The sequence below is a fragment of the Lysinibacillus sp. A1 genome (genome assembly GCF_000801965.1).
Classification (GTDB): domain Bacteria; phylum Bacillota; class Bacilli; order Bacillales_A; family Planococcaceae; genus Lysinibacillus; species Lysinibacillus fusiformis.
In genome coordinates this window covers 1-18,790 of record NZ_JSZM01000042.1, presented here as the reverse complement: position 1 = coordinate 18,790, position 18,790 = coordinate 1, and the positions used below count along the sequence as shown (strand labels likewise).

At 34.4% G+C, this 18,790-nt stretch carries 25 protein-coding genes; 7 read left to right on the top strand and 18 right to left on the bottom strand.

All coding sequences use genetic code 11. The features are described 5' to 3' along the window. Both PI85_RS22660 and PI85_RS22655 read right to left on the bottom strand, forming a co-directional pair. Window positions 1-652 (bottom strand): DUF998 domain-containing protein (locus PI85_RS22660; protein WP_082011627.1); only part of this gene is annotated, 652 nt, incomplete at its 3' end. A gap of 173 nt (window positions 653-825) precedes the next feature. Further along, entirely contained in the window at window positions 826-1,740 is a 915-nt protein-coding gene (locus PI85_RS22655) for a DMT family transporter (protein ID WP_036126418.1), read from the bottom strand. 448 nt (window positions 1,741-2,188) lie between these two features. Here PI85_RS22655 and PI85_RS22650 point away from each other — a divergent pair, with 448 nt between their 5' ends. Next, on the top strand, window positions 2,189-3,124 hold the full coding sequence (locus PI85_RS22650) for a DMT family transporter (protein WP_036128045.1): 936 nt from the start codon (window positions 2,189-2,191) through the stop codon (window positions 3,122-3,124). A gap of 87 nt (window positions 3,125-3,211) precedes the next feature. On the opposite strand, the gene PI85_RS22645 is transcribed toward PI85_RS22650, so the two are convergent. Next, window positions 3,212-3,586 (bottom strand): hypothetical protein, encoded by a 375-nt coding sequence (locus PI85_RS22645; protein ID WP_036126420.1) that lies wholly within the window; start codon window positions 3,584-3,586, stop codon window positions 3,212-3,214. Window positions 3,587-3,712: 126 nt separating this feature from the next. On the opposite strand from PI85_RS22645, the gene PI85_RS22640 reads away from it, so the two are divergent. Further along, window positions 3,713-4,120, top strand: a complete 408-nt coding sequence (locus PI85_RS22640) for a DUF3888 domain-containing protein (RefSeq protein ID WP_036126423.1) — start codon at window positions 3,713-3,715, stop codon at window positions 4,118-4,120. Window positions 4,121-4,219: 99 nt separating this feature from the next. On the opposite strand, the gene PI85_RS22635 is transcribed toward PI85_RS22640, so the two are convergent. The 7 genes from PI85_RS22635 to PI85_RS22605 all read right to left on the bottom strand — a co-directional run bounded on the left by PI85_RS22635 (window position 4,220) and on the right by PI85_RS22605 (window position 8,181). Then, on the bottom strand, window positions 4,220-4,804 hold the full coding sequence (locus tag PI85_RS22635; protein WP_036126424.1) for a GNAT family N-acetyltransferase: 585 nt from the start codon (window positions 4,802-4,804) through the stop codon (window positions 4,220-4,222). A gap of 164 nt (window positions 4,805-4,968) precedes the next feature. After that, the gene (locus tag PI85_RS22630) at window positions 4,969-5,250 is read right to left on the bottom strand and encodes a hypothetical protein (RefSeq protein WP_036126426.1); all 282 of its coding nucleotides are present in this window, start codon (window positions 5,248-5,250) and stop codon (window positions 4,969-4,971) included. Between the two features lie 132 nt (window positions 5,251-5,382). After that, window positions 5,383-6,099: a UDP-N-acetylmuramyl pentapeptide phosphotransferase gene (locus tag PI85_RS22625; protein WP_036126428.1), complete on the bottom strand. Its 717-nt coding sequence runs from the start codon at window positions 6,097-6,099 to the stop codon at window positions 5,383-5,385. A gap of 88 nt (window positions 6,100-6,187) precedes the next feature. Further along, the gene (locus tag PI85_RS22620) at window positions 6,188-6,667 is read right to left on the bottom strand and encodes an aspartyl-tRNA synthetase (protein WP_235318531.1); all 480 of its coding nucleotides are present in this window, start codon (window positions 6,665-6,667) and stop codon (window positions 6,188-6,190) included. A gap of 73 nt (window positions 6,668-6,740) precedes the next feature. Further along, window positions 6,741-7,148 carry a DUF6157 family protein gene (locus PI85_RS22615; RefSeq protein ID WP_036126432.1) on the bottom strand — a complete coding sequence of 136 codons (408 nt, stop codon included), beginning with the start codon at window positions 7,146-7,148 and terminating at the stop codon, window positions 6,741-6,743. A gap of 68 nt (window positions 7,149-7,216) precedes the next feature. After that, window positions 7,217-7,528, bottom strand: a complete 312-nt coding sequence (locus PI85_RS22610) for a hypothetical protein (RefSeq protein WP_036126435.1) — start codon at window positions 7,526-7,528, stop codon at window positions 7,217-7,219. Window positions 7,529-7,701: 173 nt separating this feature from the next. Then, on the bottom strand, window positions 7,702-8,181 hold the full coding sequence (locus PI85_RS22605) for a GNAT family N-acetyltransferase (RefSeq protein ID WP_036126437.1): 480 nt from the start codon (window positions 8,179-8,181) through the stop codon (window positions 7,702-7,704). 436 nt (window positions 8,182-8,617) lie between these two features. Here PI85_RS22605 and PI85_RS22600 point away from each other — a divergent pair, with 436 nt between their 5' ends. Both PI85_RS22600 and PI85_RS24770 read left to right on the top strand, forming a co-directional pair. After that, a complete protein-coding gene (locus PI85_RS22600) occupies window positions 8,618-9,262 on the top strand; it encodes a pentapeptide repeat-containing protein (RefSeq protein WP_036126438.1) in 645 nt (214 codons plus the stop codon). Window positions 9,263-9,442: 180 nt separating this feature from the next. Beyond that, window positions 9,443-9,613, top strand: a complete 171-nt coding sequence (locus PI85_RS24770; RefSeq protein ID WP_196244018.1) for a hypothetical protein — start codon at window positions 9,443-9,445, stop codon at window positions 9,611-9,613. Between the two features lie 81 nt (window positions 9,614-9,694). On the opposite strand, the gene PI85_RS22595 is transcribed toward PI85_RS24770, so the two are convergent. Beyond that, window positions 9,695-10,519, bottom strand: a complete 825-nt coding sequence (locus tag PI85_RS22595; protein ID WP_036126439.1) for a DNA alkylation repair protein — start codon at window positions 10,517-10,519, stop codon at window positions 9,695-9,697. Window positions 10,520-10,703: 184 nt separating this feature from the next. Beyond that, entirely contained in the window at window positions 10,704-11,585 is an 882-nt protein-coding gene (locus PI85_RS22590) for a cation diffusion facilitator family transporter (protein WP_036126441.1), read from the bottom strand. A gap of 280 nt (window positions 11,586-11,865) precedes the next feature. Between PI85_RS22590 and PI85_RS22585 the strand changes: the two genes are divergently transcribed. Both PI85_RS22585 and PI85_RS24135 read left to right on the top strand, forming a co-directional pair. Beyond that, window positions 11,866-12,069 carry a hypothetical protein gene (locus tag PI85_RS22585; RefSeq protein WP_036126444.1) on the top strand — a complete coding sequence of 68 codons (204 nt, stop codon included), beginning with the start codon at window positions 11,866-11,868 and terminating at the stop codon, window positions 12,067-12,069. Between the two features lie 596 nt (window positions 12,070-12,665). Further along, the gene (locus PI85_RS24135) at window positions 12,666-12,773 is read left to right on the top strand and encodes a YjcZ family sporulation protein (RefSeq protein WP_080695207.1); all 108 of its coding nucleotides are present in this window, start codon (window positions 12,666-12,668) and stop codon (window positions 12,771-12,773) included. A 402-nt stretch (window positions 12,774-13,175) separates the two neighbouring features. On the opposite strand, the gene PI85_RS22580 is transcribed toward PI85_RS24135, so the two are convergent. From PI85_RS22580 to PI85_RS22560, 6 genes are all read right to left on the bottom strand, one after another. Continuing rightward, window positions 13,176-13,898, bottom strand: coding sequence for an SDR family oxidoreductase (locus PI85_RS22580; RefSeq protein ID WP_036126446.1), 723 nt, complete (start codon window positions 13,896-13,898; stop codon window positions 13,176-13,178). Window positions 13,899-14,137: 239 nt separating this feature from the next. Next, complete coding sequence (locus tag PI85_RS24765) at window positions 14,138-14,296, bottom strand: hypothetical protein (protein ID WP_008177317.1); 159 nt, start codon at window positions 14,294-14,296, stop codon at window positions 14,138-14,140. Between the two features lie 204 nt (window positions 14,297-14,500). Further along, complete coding sequence (locus PI85_RS22575; RefSeq protein ID WP_031417863.1) at window positions 14,501-14,788, bottom strand: hypothetical protein; 288 nt, start codon at window positions 14,786-14,788, stop codon at window positions 14,501-14,503. Beyond that, window positions 14,770-15,750, bottom strand: a complete 981-nt coding sequence (locus PI85_RS22570) for an anti-sigma factor (RefSeq protein WP_036126447.1) — start codon at window positions 15,748-15,750, stop codon at window positions 14,770-14,772. The genes PI85_RS22575 and PI85_RS22570 overlap by 19 nt, the downstream gene beginning before the upstream one ends. A 2-nt stretch (window positions 15,751-15,752) precedes the next feature. After that, window positions 15,753-16,229: a sigma-70 family RNA polymerase sigma factor gene (locus tag PI85_RS22565; RefSeq protein WP_036126451.1), complete on the bottom strand. Its 477-nt coding sequence runs from the start codon at window positions 16,227-16,229 to the stop codon at window positions 15,753-15,755. Between the two features lie 321 nt (window positions 16,230-16,550). Then, window positions 16,551-17,396, bottom strand: coding sequence for an MBL fold metallo-hydrolase (locus PI85_RS22560; RefSeq protein WP_036149566.1), 846 nt, complete (start codon window positions 17,394-17,396; stop codon window positions 16,551-16,553). Between the two features lie 428 nt (window positions 17,397-17,824). Between PI85_RS22560 and PI85_RS22555 the strand changes: the two genes are divergently transcribed. Further along, window positions 17,825-18,334, top strand: coding sequence for a DUF3231 family protein (locus PI85_RS22555; protein WP_036126454.1), 510 nt, complete (start codon window positions 17,825-17,827; stop codon window positions 18,332-18,334). Window positions 18,335-18,790: the final 456 nt, after the last annotated feature.

Below are 18,790 nucleotides of genomic sequence, written 5' to 3'. Positions count from 1 at the left end.
GGTGCAGTTCACATTGAGTACCTGGTTTTATTTCTGATGTACGTAATAAAATTGTTAGTCCCATACCCCACACGAAAATTACTCCATAATAAAGTCTTTGTAATAAACCTGCTGGCAAAGGGAGGAAAAATAAAAGACCAATAAGGATAAGTAAAGCTATCAGTACCATTAAGTTTGAATAAGTCCAATGTTTACCTTTAACCAATGTTTTTGCATAGATCCCCATTCCTATTAAAACAGTTATCATACCTATTTGAGCTAAAATCGAATGCCCAAATAAATGAACATCTGCTGGTATAACACCAGATACACTATTTCCTAGTGCAAAAATAAGAATACATACTGTTGCTAATTTATTGATTAAATTCTTTTCTAAGTATTGGGATAGATACAATATGCCAACTGAAAATGATAAACCATTTATAATAAACAATACATTCATCCAAAAATGATACGGCGAACAAATTTCATGTGGCGCGATTGCGTAAGTATACCTCCCACATGTAGTTACTCCTAAATCACTCATAGCTTGTTGCATCATGTTATAAGGTACAAGTGAAGTCATAATAAAAATCGGCTCTATCACAAAATATAAAATGGTAACAATCCAACTCACTATTCCTATTTTTTTAGATACATATATAACATTCATCCCCCTTTTTATAATTATATAGTTATTTCCATCATTAATTACCAATAAAAAGCCATTAAAACAATACGTTCTTTCTTCTTACCATATAAAAAAGCCTTCATCCTAAGATGAAAGCTTCTATTTAAGCAAACTACGTTTTATATTTAGATTGATCGAGAATATTAGATTGTAATCTAATATTCTGTGGTTTCATGACCAAAACGGGCTATTTGCCTCTCTTTTCGTACATTTAACATTTGAGGTATGAAAATCCCCAATAAAATACATACAATTCCTAGCCATTGCAGAGGAGACACGACCTCATGAACAAGTGTAATTGAAGCGATAACGGCTGTTGGTAGCTCGACAGCTCCTAAGATTGTTCCTAAACCCGTCCCTACTTTTGGGATACCAATAGAAAAACAAATAACTGGTATAACGACACCAAAGAAACCTAGGATTAGTGCATATTTCCATAATCCAGCCTGCAATGTACCATCTATCAAGTATGTTGGTGGGAACATTATGCAAACAAAAAGTGTTGCACTCGTTGTCATAAGAAAGCTTTTTGAATAGATCGGTACTTCGGTAGAAACACGTCCACTAGCAAATATATATAAAGAAAAAGTTATAGCTGCTAGTAGTCCAAAGAGTATCCCTTTCATAGATAATTGTTGTCCTAACCCTTCAAAAATACCCCCAGCGAACATCGTTCCTATAAATAAGATAATGATCGACAAAACCTTTTCGCGACTTGGGAAAGTTTTATTAGCAATCGCTTCAATGAGAACACCCATCCATGTGAATTGAAATAACAGCACAATCGCAATAGATGCTGGCAGTTCTTTTACAGAAAAACCGTAAAAAATACTCGTTAAACTCATCGTTGTCCCAACCGCTAACAGTGATACTATATTTTTTAAGGATACTTTATGACGAGAAAAAGTAAGAACGAGTATTAATAGTCCAAACCACCCGAATACATATTGTCCCCCTAAAAGTTCAGGAAAAGTATAGCCATTTGAAAATCCAACTTTCAGAATTGAAGATAGGACCCCATAGCTACAGGCACCTAATAAAACCACTAAAGAAAACTTCAACTTGTTCAAAAAATCCCTCCAAAAAATAAAAAATCTCGTCGTCTATAAATAGACGACGAGCGAATGAAACAGAGTGAAAACTCTACAAAATTCCGCCACTCACGAACTTGTGAGCGTTTGCTTATAAAATTAGGACAATTGTATAAAAAAAGCTTCGAGGTGTCAATACCATTAATTTTCTCTTACTTGCAAATCCAATACTCTCTTTTAAAAATTGTTTAAGTTACTATGATAAGCCAAAGCCATGATACATATGGTTTTGGCCTTTTTACTATTTTTAAAAATCTACTTTCCCCCACTGAAAAATTCTTTTTCATCAGCCATGATTATCGAAAAAAAGATTGTAAAATAGCAATCTGTGATTTATATTGGAGATTATGATTTTTTTTCTAAATCTCAAAATCATAACCAAATTCAATTTATATAAACGTTTTAGGAAGGAAGTGGATAAATGAAGATGTATCTTTATCCCCTACTAGTCATTATCGCAGCTAGTAGTTTTGGTATCGTTTCAACTATTATAAAACTCGCCATGCGTAGTGGGTTTTCTGTCTCTGAGGCCGTGACAAGTCAGTTTTTTATAGGCTTTTGTATAGCGGTATGTATCTTCTTAGTTACAAACAGATCCAAATTGAGCTTTAAAGGCGTTAAAATCCTTATATTCGCAGGTATTTTAACTGGATTAACAAACATTTTATATGGTCATTCTTTAAACTTTTTGCCCGCTTCGTTGGCAGTTGTACTACTGTTTCAGTTTACATGGATTGGTATGTTGATTTCTTGTATTACAAAACGACAATTTCCAAGTAGAATTGAATTAATCTCTTTAATCATATTGGTAGCTGGAACCATTCCGGCTGCTGGCATAATTGATGTTGATTTATCCCAAATCCCTATGCAAGGATGGTTATGGGGGTTAGCAGCTGCTCTTTGCTATTCCTTATTTTTATATGTGAATGGAAAAGCTACTGCCAGTATGTCCACATCTAACCGTTTAGTATTTGTTTCGTTCTTTGCCTTTATGATTACAGCGGTTTTTCAATCTCCAGAAATTATTTGGAACGGGACTTTGTTTAACGAAGGACTTTGGGTTTACGGTTTGGCATTAGGATTATTTGGTATGATTATACCCGTGTTCTTATTCACTATTGCCGTTCCGAAAGTTGGATTAGGGATGTCATCCATTTTAAGTGCTGTTGAATTACCAATCGCAGTGATGGTATCCATTATCTTATTAAGCGAAACGGTTACAACTTTGCAAATAGCAGGTATCGTAATGATTATTATTGGTATTTGCTTGCCAACCATATTAGATAAAGATAGCTTGTTAAGAAACAACCAAACAACATACAAAAAAACAAGCAAAGAAATAGCAAAAGAATCTTCAATTTGAAGATCCTTACAGGCTGTAGGCAAACTCAATGCATGTTGAGTTTGCCTACAGTCCTTTTTTTCTTTTACCGTTAATTTCCACCACGCATTAGTCCTGATTGAAATGTAGCAATTGCTGTAAGGGAATTTTTTCAAAAATATCATCATTTGTCTTCCCCGTATAAAATGTAAGATGGATATTACAATGAGCTAATGCAACGTGATCCGTTAATTGTTTAGCAAATTGATTGATTAACTCTATATGTTCTTTTTTTACTTGTTTTTCGGAGTATACCTTTACCGTGATTAGATTCTCTCTTATATCCTCTTCAAATACCCTTGCATTCGGAGGCAAGTTCAGATCTTTTATTTCAGAAGCACGGTTTTCATCTACTATCAACATCCTATAGATATCTTTCCCCAATCGAATATCCCATATTTCCATATCTTTAAATCTTAATTTTCGTTCAAAATAATCAATCATTTTAACCTCCACATTAAATTTCACCAATTAAATCCAATGGTTCATTCACATACTGTATACATGTCCTATTTAGGAATGGTAACAATACAACTAGATAAAATCGTAAAGAGGTGTCTTAACAACAATATGAGAAAGGTATTAATTGTTTTTATACTATCCCTTGTTCTTACTCCTTCATTTCAACATTCTTCCGCTAAATCGACCGAGGACTCTGAAGAACTAAGGCTACAGGATATGCTTATGAATATGCTTGCTCCTTATATTGAAAAAGATTTGACTCATTTTTATTATCCACAGATATCTAAGGAGTTTTCACCTCATGTCACCCCATGGAAAATTGACGTGATTGAAACAAAAAGAGTAAATGGTTTTCGTGGTTTTATATTGGAAATCATATTTGAAATTGAACCTACCGACGGCGGACATAATATTCCCATAGGAAAAGACCGTATGACCTATGAAATTTCTTACGGACCTGAAATTAAATTGATTCATCACACACACCTAAAAACATATACATTACCACCTGAATAATAAAAAATCTAACTATTTAGAAAAAATCTTCTAAGAAATTTTATTAATGATAATGATCGTATTTTTCGCTTTTTTAAGGTAAAAAAGGGCCACTGCTCATTACAAGCGTGGCTCTTCATTTAGCTCGATATATTCACTTTTCAAGATTGAAAAAAGGACAAGATCAACATATTTCCCTTTTTCAAATTCATGTTGTCTTAAAACACCCTCTTGGCAAAAATTTAATTTTTCCAGCAATCTGATGGATGCTTTATTTTCAGGTTCAACTTTCGCTTCAATTTTATTGATGTCCATCGACATAAAGGCAAAATGAATAATCTTGCCTAAAGTCTCTTGCATGATACCCTGACCCCAATAAGCAGGGTTCAAATCATAACCAATTTCTATACGGTTATGTTCTTTTTCATAATTCAAATAGCCACATGTGCCAATCACTTTTTTCGTTTTGGCTTCTTCAATTACCCATCTTAAACCGATTTGTTCCTTAAAAATTTTTTCATACCAATTGATTTCAACCATTGCGTCTTCAACTGATTTAAATAAATTTAATGGAAGATACTTAACCACATTTTCATTAGCATAAAGCTCAAAAAGATCATTACGATCATCCACTGTGCCTTTTCTTAAAATGAAACGTTCTGTTTCCAATTTAGGAAAATCTTTAAATTCAAACCCTCTTTTCATAATAACTCTCCTTTTCACCATAAAATTGCATAATTGAATAGGTACATATTCGATTTAGATAATTTATAAAATGATTGATGAACCTTACACTCTCTTTTTTATTTTAAATTCTTACATATTAAAAAGCCACATCTATTGTTGGATGTGACTTGGTAATTGATCATTTATAATAAACTTCGTGACTTAACATTGTTACCAGATACTATAAACTTTCCACTTTCTTCGTCAAAAAGTAGATTGAATCTAAATTCGTTCATTATGCTTCCTGTATAATCACTAAGTCTTAATGTAGGACTGACCCAAAACACAACTTCATCTTCATCCATTTTCCAACCTTTTTCAAAGCCTTTGTGCTTTTCTTCAAGTCGTTCTTCAATAGATTGCCCGTTATTACTCATCGTATTTTTTACTAAATCAATAAAATTAGCTTGTGCCTTCCTGATCATTTACCTCACCCCCACTCACACTAATAATAGCGCTTATGGTATTATATGGTTAGAAATGCGAAATTAAAACATGTAAGAACTGATATTCTGTAAAAAAAGCATCCATACCTATAGTAGTGAAGTCGAACGATGTTACCAAATGATACGAAATTTACGTGAAGTTTGCATGATGACCAAAATAATTGTTATCCCAACAACAGGATACCACAATAGATGAGCAGGGATGATGAATATGAATACACCAAATAGTACAGCTGTTAAAGTGCTAATTGTAATGGCTTGGACATCCGTACATTTATTTTTAATAAAATAATATAAAGTGATTGGTAGTGTTAACGTAAATAACGGAATATAAATGAAGACAATAAATAGTTTAATGAGCGATATTGAAAGTACCGCTATAATAAAACCTATTGATGTAGTAAGCGTGTGTCCTATATAGAGGTTACCTGTGAAATAGCTATATAGCAGAATAAGCATAATCGCTAAACAAGTAGAAATCCCAATAATTAAAACAAATGAATGGCCCATAAAGAAGGCTGTTATGGAGAAGCAAACTAAAGAGACCAATGGCAATAGTAATAGTAAAGGATTTTGTCCGCGTTCTATATTTATAACATTTGTAAAGCCTACAAGAAATAATAAAGTAAAAGGAATCGCCAAATACCCTAATTCGATATGGCTACTAAGATTAATATAATTCACCTTAAGACTGCCAACCATTATGATAACAAGTGCAGCAACAATTTGACTAATCAATCCCCAAGTGCTTGATAATTTAAATGCTTGAGTAAGCTTATCGGCTATTATAATGACTACGATGCCAATTAATAGAGCAATATATAACAATTTTCCCCCCTCCTGAAATACATTTTTAAAATAAACATGTAAAGCTATTCTTGCTTTAAAATATATAATCCATGCCTCTGAAATACATTTAAAAATTCGTATCTAGTTCTTCTTGAGTAACTTTATTCATGAGTGTTATTTCCTCTTCGTTCAGAGATGTATGGCTTTCAAAATACCAAATAAATAGACCTTCTAATCGATACTTTTCTACTTCATTTGGTGGCAATATGACGCCTAAATCTAGTATAGTAGCATAACTTTCGCCGATTTTAACAAGTCGTTCGTCTCCATTCCTAATGAGTCCATAGATTAGACTACCGCCATGTCCTTTTAAATCGTCCAATTTTTCATAGCCTCTCTCCATGTCCATTTGGCTCCAAGTAAGCATTTGGGCACTCCATCCAAAGAGCCCTTTTTCAACATAAGCAGCCCCTAGATGATTCGGATTTTTTATAAAAAAGAAGAGTGCCTTATCCTTTAGCTGATAGCTGGGTATTAACACTATGTCCCTATCCTTTGACCATAACGCTTCTTGAGGTTCTGAGTAGGATTCTGATTTTGCTATCATCCCCCAAACAAAAGCAATAAGGACAAATGAGATTACTAGTAGCCATTTTTTTATGAAGAACTCCCTCATCCTGTTATTTTCCCCGTCGTTTAGAACGCATACCATTTAATAAAGTGATTTGGTCCGAATGGAGAAATTGCTCATACCCTTCACTATTAACATCATATAGTGCCAGTTTCCCTTCATTGTCATAGTGTATTCCCCACCCGTATGTCTTTACTAAAGGTGAGGCTCTAAAACAAGCTTTAGACTTTTGGAAAAACTTTTTTCTGATTTCATCTAATGAATCTGAGTCAATTTCATTTTTAATCAAATACGTTTGAAATTGCACATCTTCCTCAGTGTATTTGTATGGGTTATGTTTAATTAAATCAAATTCAATTGAAGCTATAGTAGGCTTGTTGTTTCTCGGGAGAGGAGTAACAGCCGAAGTGACTTCCGAATCCTCTGAAATTTTAATAAAGGTATTTTTATAACTCATTGAACAAACCCTCCTTTATATTACCATAATTGTAAATAGTATAAAAATAGAATTTCAAGTCTAATAATTTAATAAAGCTTTGAAACACTCTTACAGAATTCTTCTAACTCTCTCCGTGTATATAATGATGTGATAGGATATTCGCTTGTGGTTTCTTTCGAATAGGTTAAATGAACGACTGCGTATTTATTCATTGTTTCAATCCAAAAAATCACATCATCATTATCTTCTCTTCTAGCCACCGCTATTGCCTCTTTCCCATAAAGAATATGTTGTTGTGAAAGTTCTTTCTTCAACTCATCATTTAACGATTCTGACATACATTTTGAAATCAGCCACCACGGATCGTTCATAAAATGATTGACACTTTCTCGCGTCATAGTCCATCACCTCCGCTTATTAAATTGCATCTAGCTATCATTAAAAAGAAGCAGCTGCTTGGCTACTTCATCATTGTTTTTCAATTTACTGTTTCTGCTACTGAAAATCGTCGTACTGCCGTACATGGCCGTCCCATACATAAAAGTAGGTCGTTATGTACTTGTGGCATGTATTATTTTATTAATTGTCTCATAATAATTTCTTCGCCAATCCGACCTGTTAATCGCTCATTCGTATCTTCAAATCCTACCTTTAAATATAACTTTTGTGCTGGTATATTATCTTTATCTACAACTAAGACAAGCTCATCACAATGAGGGAATTCTGATTGAACAAACTCAACTAGTAATGACATTCCCTGTTTTGCGTAACCTTTACCTTGTTCAGCATGATTAATTGATAGTGCCGATATTAGCAAAGCGTTCGAATTAGTAGAGTATTTCTTTACCCGTTCATTTGAATTCAATAGAAAAAAACCAACAGGTGTATGATCACTTAAAATGACAATACGATACTGTCCTTCGTTGATTTCCTCAAAATTGCTTGGAAGCGCAGAGAATTGTTTTTGTTCCTCTGTAAGGACAAAAGAGTTTAACTCTTCCTTATATTCACTTGAGAAATGCTGTAGTTCAACCCTGTTCAATTTTTCCATATGACAATTCCCCCAATCACTTTTTCTATACTTTACCATTTAATGTGGTTTTGGTCATTCATTTATTTGAAATTTCTAAATAAATGATACCGATGCCCTCCATTGATGAACTGTTTGGGATCCTACTCATTGACTTTCAGTACCCACGAAACACGTATGCTTCCTCAGTGGAACAACAAATAGGTATTTGTCATATGCTATAGAATGTTCTCCTACCGAAGACACTGAAGTCCGCCACAAATGGATTTATGTACGCTGGCTATCGGAAAACCTAAGCTTCCCTCCCTACTTCGCAATATCATTGGAATGAACACCTCAATCCAGTAATGGGATAGAAATTTAGATTTGCACACACTTTCCCTTAATATGAAAGACTTTTTATTTTATTTATTTTTCTATAAGATAGGTGCTAACTACTTTCGAAGGGTGTGCTTATATGTCACATAATTTCCAACTTACATCACCAAAAATACCTACTGATTTAGAAAAAGCCAATTTTCAAGATATTTTTTACGAGGAAGAACCTTTTTTATCAAATTGCATGATCGCAGATACAGTCATTGATAAGGAGGCTGTTGAGAGGTTAATCGTATCTAAAGTTATTTTTAAAAATGTCACATTCATCAATTCTTCCTTTCAAAAAATGGATGTAACGGATGTCATTTTCGAAAACTGTGATTTATCTAATTTAAACTTAAAGGAAAGCCTTATACATAGAGTGGTTTTTAAAAACTGTAAATTATTAGGTGTGAATTTTTCCGAGGCTAATCTTGGAAACGTTTCTTTTGAAAATTGTATGGCAACCTTAAGCAATTTTCCTGAGGCTCGTTTAAAACAAGTAGTATTCGATAACACCAACCTACAAGGAGCGAATTATTTTGATTGCTTACTCAATAAAGTGGCATTCCATGAATGTGATATTAATGAGGTGGATTTTACTGAAACTTCTTTAAAGGGGATAGATATTAGTACGTGTACCTTTCAAAGACTTCAAGTATCCCTCGAAAGTTTGAATGGGTGTGAAGTATCTTCTGACCAAGCTATCGGGTTTGCTTCACTACTCGGGTTAACGGTTAAATGATACGACCAAGCAATGATTTATAAACTACTCAAAACAGCCTAGCATTTAAAAATAATCATTTTACGTTACAAGTAGCCATTGATATTTATTTCCTTTTGGCTACTTTTTGTTTTATGAAAAAAGTATTTCTATTATAAAGCCTTTTATTATAAGGTAATCCGACTATTAGGAGGTGTCATAATGACCCTAAAGATGATTAAAACACTTTTATCTATTATTATGGTGTTCATGTATTATTTGGGCTTTTGGACAGAAACCTTCACGATAAAAATAGTTATCTTCTTTCTTATGCTCGTCTTTATTTTCGAAGTAGGAATGGAATCGGGGAAGAAACAAAATAACAGCATGTAATCAGAAAGTATATGGTATTTTCCTTCCCCTCCCCACCTTATTCAACAAGTTCACAGCAAGAACCTGTTGCTTTTGCATGAGCTATATTTTCATTATTGTTCTTTTAGCTTTCTTTATAATTTTTGAAGTTTCTTTTGTATCAGATTCTTTACTCCATTTTTCACAAAGCTTCATGACGAAATCAGGTTGAGTTTTACTGGCATCATTTAACCAATTCCCTACAGAATCTTGTACATACTTTGATGGATCTGATTTCAGTTGGTTTAAAATAGGAAGGGCTTTACTAGGGTTCTGTTTTAAATCTTCGATATGCTTGGCCCAAACACCACGAGGACGAATAACTTCCATGGAAAATCTCCGTATATTTTCATCCTCTTCTTTTGCCCATTCGGTTAACAATTCAATACTTTCATCAAGATGTTGCGCTATATCCTCTCTAATAGACATCCAAGAAATTTCTCGAACTCCAAAATGATGATCCCCAGCAAATGGATAAATATAAGCTAATTTTTCTTTCAAAGAGGAGCTTCCATTTTTATTCATAAACGCTGCCCAACAGCGAACACTATCAGAAGGATGCGTCGCAAATTGTTTAATCATTTCTTCTTTTGTTTGGTCATTTTCTTGCTCTATAGCTGTATTCAATAGTTCACCAGTTAAACGAATAGCTTTCATTCCCGATTCAGCATTCTGATTTAACATTTCTTCTACTATATTTTCTAATTGATGAGATAACCCTACTTTTGGTAAAACATGTTTCACTAACGTAATATGATTAATCCCCAACCATTCAGTTAAATTAACACTCTCTATTTCTCCTTCATTCAATAACGTTAGCACCTCCTCAGGGATTTCACTAACTTTTCTAGCACCTTTTCTGTTTACTATGTCTATATGAATTGGCATGAAGACATCCTCCTACTATAATCAATTTTCCAAAGTAAGTTTATTATACTAATAATTTCTAATAAATTTAAACAAACTCATTCATTCCCTCGAAAGAAATGACTTACATATGGACAAATAGAGAAAAGCTTTTGACAAAGTAAAAAAAGATTAGGACTCAAATTCATTGAGTTCCTAATCCTTTTTATAGTTTTTCCTCATTGGGTTCCACATGAACATGAACTTCATATACGCCCTGCTCATGAATCATTTTATCTTCAACATGACAAGCTACATCATGAGCCTCTGTAATATCTAAATTTGCATTGACTAGAATGACAACATCGATGACTTCATTGTTGCCATAATTTCTGCCTCTAATTTCTTTAATACCAATGACACCATCTAACTTCAAAATAATATTTTTATAGTTTTGAAGAATTTGTTCATCAAATCCGTCAGAAAGTTCATGAGAGGCTTCTTTGAAAATATCCCAAGCGGTTTTACAAATTAAAAAACCTACAATAATAGCTGTTACTGTATCTAACCATGGCATATGTAATTGTGATCCAAATATCCCTACTGCTGTTCCAATACTTACCCAGGCATCTGATAAGTTATCTTTGGCAGCGGCCATAACGGCTTTACTATTTATCTTGTCAGCCAATTTTTTATTATAACGATATACAAAATACATGACTAATGCTGATCCAAGGCCTACATACGCTGCGAAAATGTCGGGTGATTCTTTTCCACCTTGAAAAATGGAAGTACACGCACCAAATAATACTTGAATACCTACTGCCATCATAATAAACGAGGCTACCATAGAGGCAATGGTTTCACTTTTCCAATGGCCATATCGATGATCATGATCGGCAGGTTTTTGTGAAAGCTTCAGACCTATAAGTACTGCAATTGAGGCAATAATATCAGTCGTATTATTTAGCCCATCCGCCTTTAAAGCTTCTGACCCACTCATGTAGCCAATACCAACTTTTACTACGGACAAAATTATATAAGCAATAATACTTATCATGGCACCACGTTCACCTAATTTAAGATTATTGTATTTTTCTTCTTCCAATTCATTACCTCCCATTTACTACTTTTTTATAATAACAGCCCCACCCCGAGTGGGTCTACAACAACCTTTTTGCCTAAGTCTACATAAGTGGAAGGGATGTAAAAGAGTTGTTTGCAGGAAAAATTCATTTCCTAAAGAAGCAGTCTTCGGCCACTCCAACATTTATTTCAGTATATTATTTTTACCCTTAACTTTCTTCTTATGGATCTCCGCTTATAGCTAGAAGATGTTGTGGTTTTTCATGCTCGAATTTACATATACTGCATCATGAGGTGATGAGATGGACAATGGAAAATTAATCTGCAAGGCTTGTGGGAAAGATTCTTTTGCAACTGGTCAACTTGGTCATGGGAAATTATCCACTGATAGTAATGTCAGACCTATAGGCTCTTTTATAGCTTCGGGCTCCCCTCTTATTTTGTCATTTTGTAAACATTGTGGCGAAGTGGCATCATTTAAGGTAGCCAAGCCTGAAAAGTTTTGATGTGAGGAGCTTGTAGAATGGATTTGGGGTATCACTCAATTCTTTGACTATACCATCACTAAAATAAACGATTCCCCAAGATCCCTATTTATTTTTTGTTCATCTACCAATTTAGGCATTCACAAAGTAAATAGGGAGCAAAACTGATAAAAGCCATCGAGAATTATTTCTTCTCGATAGCTTTTATTTCAGGAGACAGAGTTGTCTGTCCTTCTTTATGTCGTATTCGTTCTCTTAAAGCCAAGACAGGGCATTTTACATAAACTTTCAAGTAACCACTAAGATGAATTTCTTTTTTGGTTATTTTTTTCATTAAAAGGGTACATCAAATCTTTTCTATTGATTTTTTCTTTCAACTATCGCTTACCCCATCTAGCAAATGATTCCCTGCTCAAGCTCTTTTCCCTATGCTCCGCTACTCTAGATGTGATCAATATCTTTTCAATATCTTTCAATCCATTTTCCATACCCAATCAATTTGTCTCCGTTTGTCACAATAAAATTTCTTTTTTATAGCTCTATAGGTCTGGATAAATACCTTTAAACTTCCTATAACGATACATACTATACATATAGAGAGAAAGGAGGGATACTTTATGAGTTATTACGGAGGCAATAACGGCGGCGGTTACGGTTCAACATTCGTTCTAGTTGTTGTTCTATTTATTCTATTAATTATTGTCGGCGCTTCAGTTTTATATTAATCTCCCATTACTCATTTGTCCTATCTAGGAACAAATCATAATGATAGATAGCCCTATTAGAGCCATTTATCCATCCCAAATCATCAGACTAAACATCTATTCCCCCTTCCCCCAACCATAACAATATTTTCACATTTTCATATAACCCTCTATTCATGAACAATTAGAGAATGGGTGAAGGAGATGAGGGTAATGGTTATGGCTCTATATCAGCATTTAGTTTAATTATTATCGATTCAAGCTTCATGTTGAAATAGTAAAACCATCCAACACTTCTCTGATGATATTGTTCGCCTCTAATGTTCATAACTACTAATACCATTTATCGTTAAAGGGTCACATTCCTCTTTGTGGCCCTTTTTAATTCAAACCTGTACAGTTCATTAGCTTCTAACCCTAATATCAAGCATTTACATCTGTTATGGCCGGGACATTAATTTCCTTGACACATGAAGCGGGTGATAAATTAACCACACATTGCACAATAGCTACAATATCTTGGACAGGGATACGTGTACCTTCATATAATTGGATGGCCTTATCAGCGCCTGCCTCATAAGGGACTTCTGCTGCTAGCTCCCCAGGATTAATGCAAGTGACAGAAATTCTGTCTTCTCTTAAATGTTCACGTAAAGCATTTGTAATGCCTCGTAAACCGAATTTAGATGTGACAAATGAAACCTGTGCATTGTTTGTATGGTCTAACCCTGCAGTTGAACCAATTAAAATAACCTTTCCATTTTTCGCTTGTCTTAAATTCGGTAAAAGTGCCTGAATATATGTAATAGTGGACGTTAGATTGATATTGATTAAATTTGAAATATCCTCGACTTCATCTCTATCAAATGAATAATCATCCTCGAAGCCACGCTTTTCCCAAACCCCAACATTATAAATTAATACATCTATAGCGATATCTTTTAATTGTTCTTTTAATGACGGTATATGTTGTTGGCTAGACAAATCAATAGAAAGCCATTGACGATTTACGCCATCATTGATATCTAAGCTTTTAGGTCGTGTACGTGAAACTACCCATACAGTATCCCCCTTCACGGGTAAGCCTTTTACAAAAGCGTCGCCTAACCCCTGACTTGCTCCAAATACAATAATATTTTTACTCATTTTTACCACCCTTTCCATATCAGCATTAATTAGTAGATTATAGTAACTTTTACATTAAGTCCATTATGAGCTAGACCTAGGTCATCATCATTAAAAACAATATGTATGAAATATGAACAAGCACATAGTCTAGGAGCCGCTATTTATAATGGCTTGGCAAATAAAGCTTAAAAATGTAAAAAACCAGGTACTCCGCAGAGCGCCTGGCTTCCTTGTATTAGATTGAGATTTAAACATAGTTATTGGGGTAATTCAGAGGATTTTTCAAACTCAAGTATATACCCATCTATTTTTGCTTTTTCTAATACTTCTATATATTCTTCTTTTCTTTCATCTAGTCTAGAATCTTGTGTGTTTTGATAACCCGGATATAGATTGTAATCTACTGGTTTACCCATAAGTCCACCTCTTATTCTCTATTTTTTTACTCATTATAGAATATATTGATATTTTCTGACAATTGTTTTCGCTATTTTTGATTACAAAGACTGACATGACATCCTAACTGTCGCCTTATAAAAAACTAGTATCTATACTTTATTACCTATACATAGTATGTTCTAAAAGACTCACAACCCATAGGTATGGCCTACTTGCTTGTCTTAAGGAAATGGGGTAATTAACCAGCCAACAAAGAATAGAACCGTCATAAACAAAATAAGATAGCCACCAATAAAGATTCCCCACTTGCCTAGAGAACGACTGGGTCTCGAAAGGATCGCAATGAACCCAAAAACGATTGTCAAGGTAATGAAATTCTTACTAGTAAATGGAGCACCATAGCCAATGATAATCCAACTATTAACCATGATAAGCGTCCATAGGCCAATGCTAATGCTAGCCCAGCCAAAAACATTGAAAATAGTCTGCTTTAACGTACCCAATTCCATAATTTAACCTCCCCTAGTTTCATATGCTTAATCATGGTTAAACTTTGTAGCTGTTCAACCTCAGCTTTGGGTCCTGTAACGACAACCCCATATGTTTTCATATCATGCTGTTTTAAATAATGGATTCTCTCTTTTAGGTCCAGATTTTTATGAGCGGAAACAGCAGTAGCCGTCTCCTCATAATCAACTAGAAAATTTAAGATGGATAAAAACGTTTGTTCATGAGAAGTAGCACCTTTAAATGGGGACCAATTTGTTTGATCTGGTTGTACAGGATAGCCAATAGGCGATACAACATTCCCATTTGCACTTAGCATGGTGTCTTCTACTCCTGTATAAATCGCTGCCCAGGTGACATCTACATTTGGCATTTGCTGAATAACTTGATCTACTGTATATAAATCATTGAAAGAAAGATACGCTTCTACAACGGTTTCATTGGGTAATCCTTTTAATTTCCTTTGCTCCTCAATTGTGTTAAATTCTGCTCGATTATTAGGATGTACTAGCCATTGATTCGTTTCAGTTGGATATTTTGGATACGATTTTTCCAGTTTTGAAGTAATCTTCTTTCCCACTAAATTATTTAACATAAAGCGTGTATCATAATGCTTCACGGGATAGACCTCGTCACCGATCTGCTTGTATTGCTCAAATGATAATCCCATCGAAAAGAGCGAAAATTCCATATCAAATTCAAGTTCCTCCAATGTCGTATTCGGTTCCGTTACATAAAGTGTCTGACTTGTCACATCCATTAAGGTTGTAGACTTTGTACCAAAGGCATAGTACAAAAAAGTGAGCATATAACAAGTGGGAACGATTAAAAGGGCAATCGTCAGCGTTGTTACAATCAGCTTCCACTTAGATGACGCAATGGCTTTTTTTATCACATTTGTTGAAGGTGCATCTCCTTTCTCACTATTCTTTGCTTGCTGTAATAATTGTTGATAAGAATCCACCTTTATTCCTCCCTTGTAATGAGTACGCGCATTTTTTTGCGACCTCGCGCTAAATGACTTTTCACCGTATTCACGTTTAATTGCAAAATGTTTGCAGCTTGCTCATTTGTACAGTCATGTACATCACATAACAAAATAATTTGCTTTTCGATTGGTTTAATTTGTTCAAGTAGGTTGATTAATTTTAAATAAGCATCTTGTTCAACGATGATTTGCTCTGGTGTATTGGAATGCATTTGATCAATTTTGTCGGAAGTTACATACCGCTTCTCTTTTCGTGTACTGTCGATATATGTATAGTAAGCTACTTTAAAAAGCCAAGGTTTGATGTCTTGAATTTCTTGACCAAGAAGGGTAATATGCGCTTTTGTAAATGTGTCCTGAAGCAAATCCTCTGCTGCACTATGATTTTTCGTAAGTGAATATAAATAGCGATATATATCATTCATATAGGTGATATATATTGTTTCAAGTTCCATCTCTTCCCACCTTTCAACCTATCCTCGTATAAAGGTCACAAAAGGTTGCAAATAATTTAAAATTATTTTAAATGTTTACTTCAAAAAAGTGGTAATACAATAAAAAACGGCAAAAATCCAAACATAATAAATGGATTTTGCCGTTTTATCTATTTTAGTTATCAGTCCGTTTACTTAAAAACACCATTAATCCATGTTCCTGATAGTCCAATTCTCTGTATAGTAAAACTGTACCTCATACACTTCTTCAGCATTTATAAAAGACATAATTCATGCTGACCTATTTAAATGTGCAAGAAAATGCTACGTTATTCAAAAATATTAATTAAGATATTTACCTTGTTTTGGGAGAGCAATTTGTTCAAAATGATCTACAAGTTTTTTTAGTTCTCTTGCCAATTCTTCACCTTCCATTGGTAATCCATGACCTGTGATCGCAACAGAGGGTTTTAATGCTTCTAATTTTTCAACAGACTTTCGAGCAGCATGCCAGTTCGTTGTTAGATATCTTGGTGGACCACTAATTTCTTTTGTCTGTGTAATAACTTTATAAAGAGATTCTTGTTTGACAGTCACAAATGCATCTCCCACAATAAGGACTTTATCCTTTTCGCGATATAATGATATATGCCCTGGAGTATGCCCTGGAGTGTGAATCCATCGGAAACCTGGCATAAATGGTACACTACCATCCGAAGGAATTGCTTGAATGTCCCCCCCTAAATTAATGGCTTCATTTGGAAAAATAGGCGACATTTTTGCCACCAAACCGCTACTTACAGCAGGGTCAGCTTCTGGATAACTTTCTGTTCCAGTTAAATAGGGCATTTCCAAGACATGGGCATAGACAGGGACATTCCATCGTTTTATTAGTTCGATAATTCCTCCCACATGATCAAAATGACCATGCGTCAGAATAATCGCTTTAGGCTGAGCATTGAGACCAAAACGTTCTTCAACTACTGAAATTATCTCCTCTGCACTTTTGGGCATGCCTGCATCAATGAGCACGAATTCTTTTGTATTTGGGTCACCATAAAGCACAATATTGACAATTTGAATAGTATATTGATATAAATCAGGCACTACTTCTAGACCAACACCACTCCCAATAGAAGTTGCCGGAATAAATTTATAGTCACCCCCATAATTTAAATCTCTGTCCATATATTTTTTGCTCTTTTTTTCTTTTATTTCGAATTCTTCGGTATTCAGTTCCATTCCGATTTCCTCTTGCTCTATTTCATTCTTTTGCTTTTCTTGTGACAAATTCATTCACCTCCAATAAGTTTTAACTTATCCTTCCGGTGACATTCTATACTTTTAACTTTATTTTTCCATATAAATTTTACGTATAATTTGACAATAAACAGCCAAAATAAAATAGCGTAGTGTCTCACTACTTAAAGAGCTACAGTGATTTCGATCGCTGTGGCTTCTTTTAGTGAATGCAATAAATCTTCTTGTCGGCTGGATATTGGTATAACATAAATTAACACCTGAAATAATTTTTTAAAACTGGGTATTCCATTTTCCTTTTCACCCATACTACCTTTGGTTAAAAAAAGGTGAAAACCAGAAAAGGAAGTGAAAGTATGGGTATTCTTGGTGGAAATCCAAAAGATGAACCATTGCATTACGGTGAAGTATTTAGTGTTTGGTCAAGTTTAATTGTAGACTATGGTATGATTTCTGGCTATCAAACGTTTTATAATCACGCTGGAGATGAAGATCTAAAAAAAATCATTGAAGATATCGTTGAAACATGTAAAGAAGAAGTAAAGCAATTAGAAAAGATTTTAAAAACAAATGGGATTGCTTTACCTCCTGCTTCACCTGAAAGACCTGTAGCAAGATTGGAAGATATTCCTCCGGGCGCAAAGTTTAATGATCCAGAAATAAGCGCTGCACTTACCGCTGATGTTGCTGCTGGATTAGTTGCATGTAGCCAAGCTATGGGTACTTCTACACGAGAAGATATCGCTTTAATGTATGGTCAATTCCATACGGCAAAGGCTCAGCTTGGTGCTAAACTTTTACGCTTGAATAAAAATAAAGGCTGGCTTGTTCCACCACCATTACATGTGAATTATCCAGAAAAATAAAATTAACTCTATTTCCCCGAATCGAGGAATGTGAATGTATTATAGGCTGTAGCGTGTGACAACGTTACAGCTAGTTTTTTTATGTATAAGAAATCATAAATGACACACACTATGTTGGAGTGTATCGCACGCACTATTTAAGGCTGTGGCGCTAGTTGACCGTCGCAGCCTCCTTTGAGTGATGAGTAGTACACCATTATCATTACATAAGAGGTGTTTCGGTTGACCACATTAGGAAAATTATTGTATTTCGCTTTCCTTGTAACATTATTTTTAATCACTATGATTTGGGATTATTTCATAAATGATAATTGGGCTTTGCTCGAAAATTTATTCTTCTCCTTTTGGGTAGCGAGTTTTATATTTATAGCATTGCTACTTAGAACGAAAAAAGTTGACACGGAAAAAGCTAAAAATAGAAGCTGATTGGAATAATTGAACTGCCCCATAAAAGTT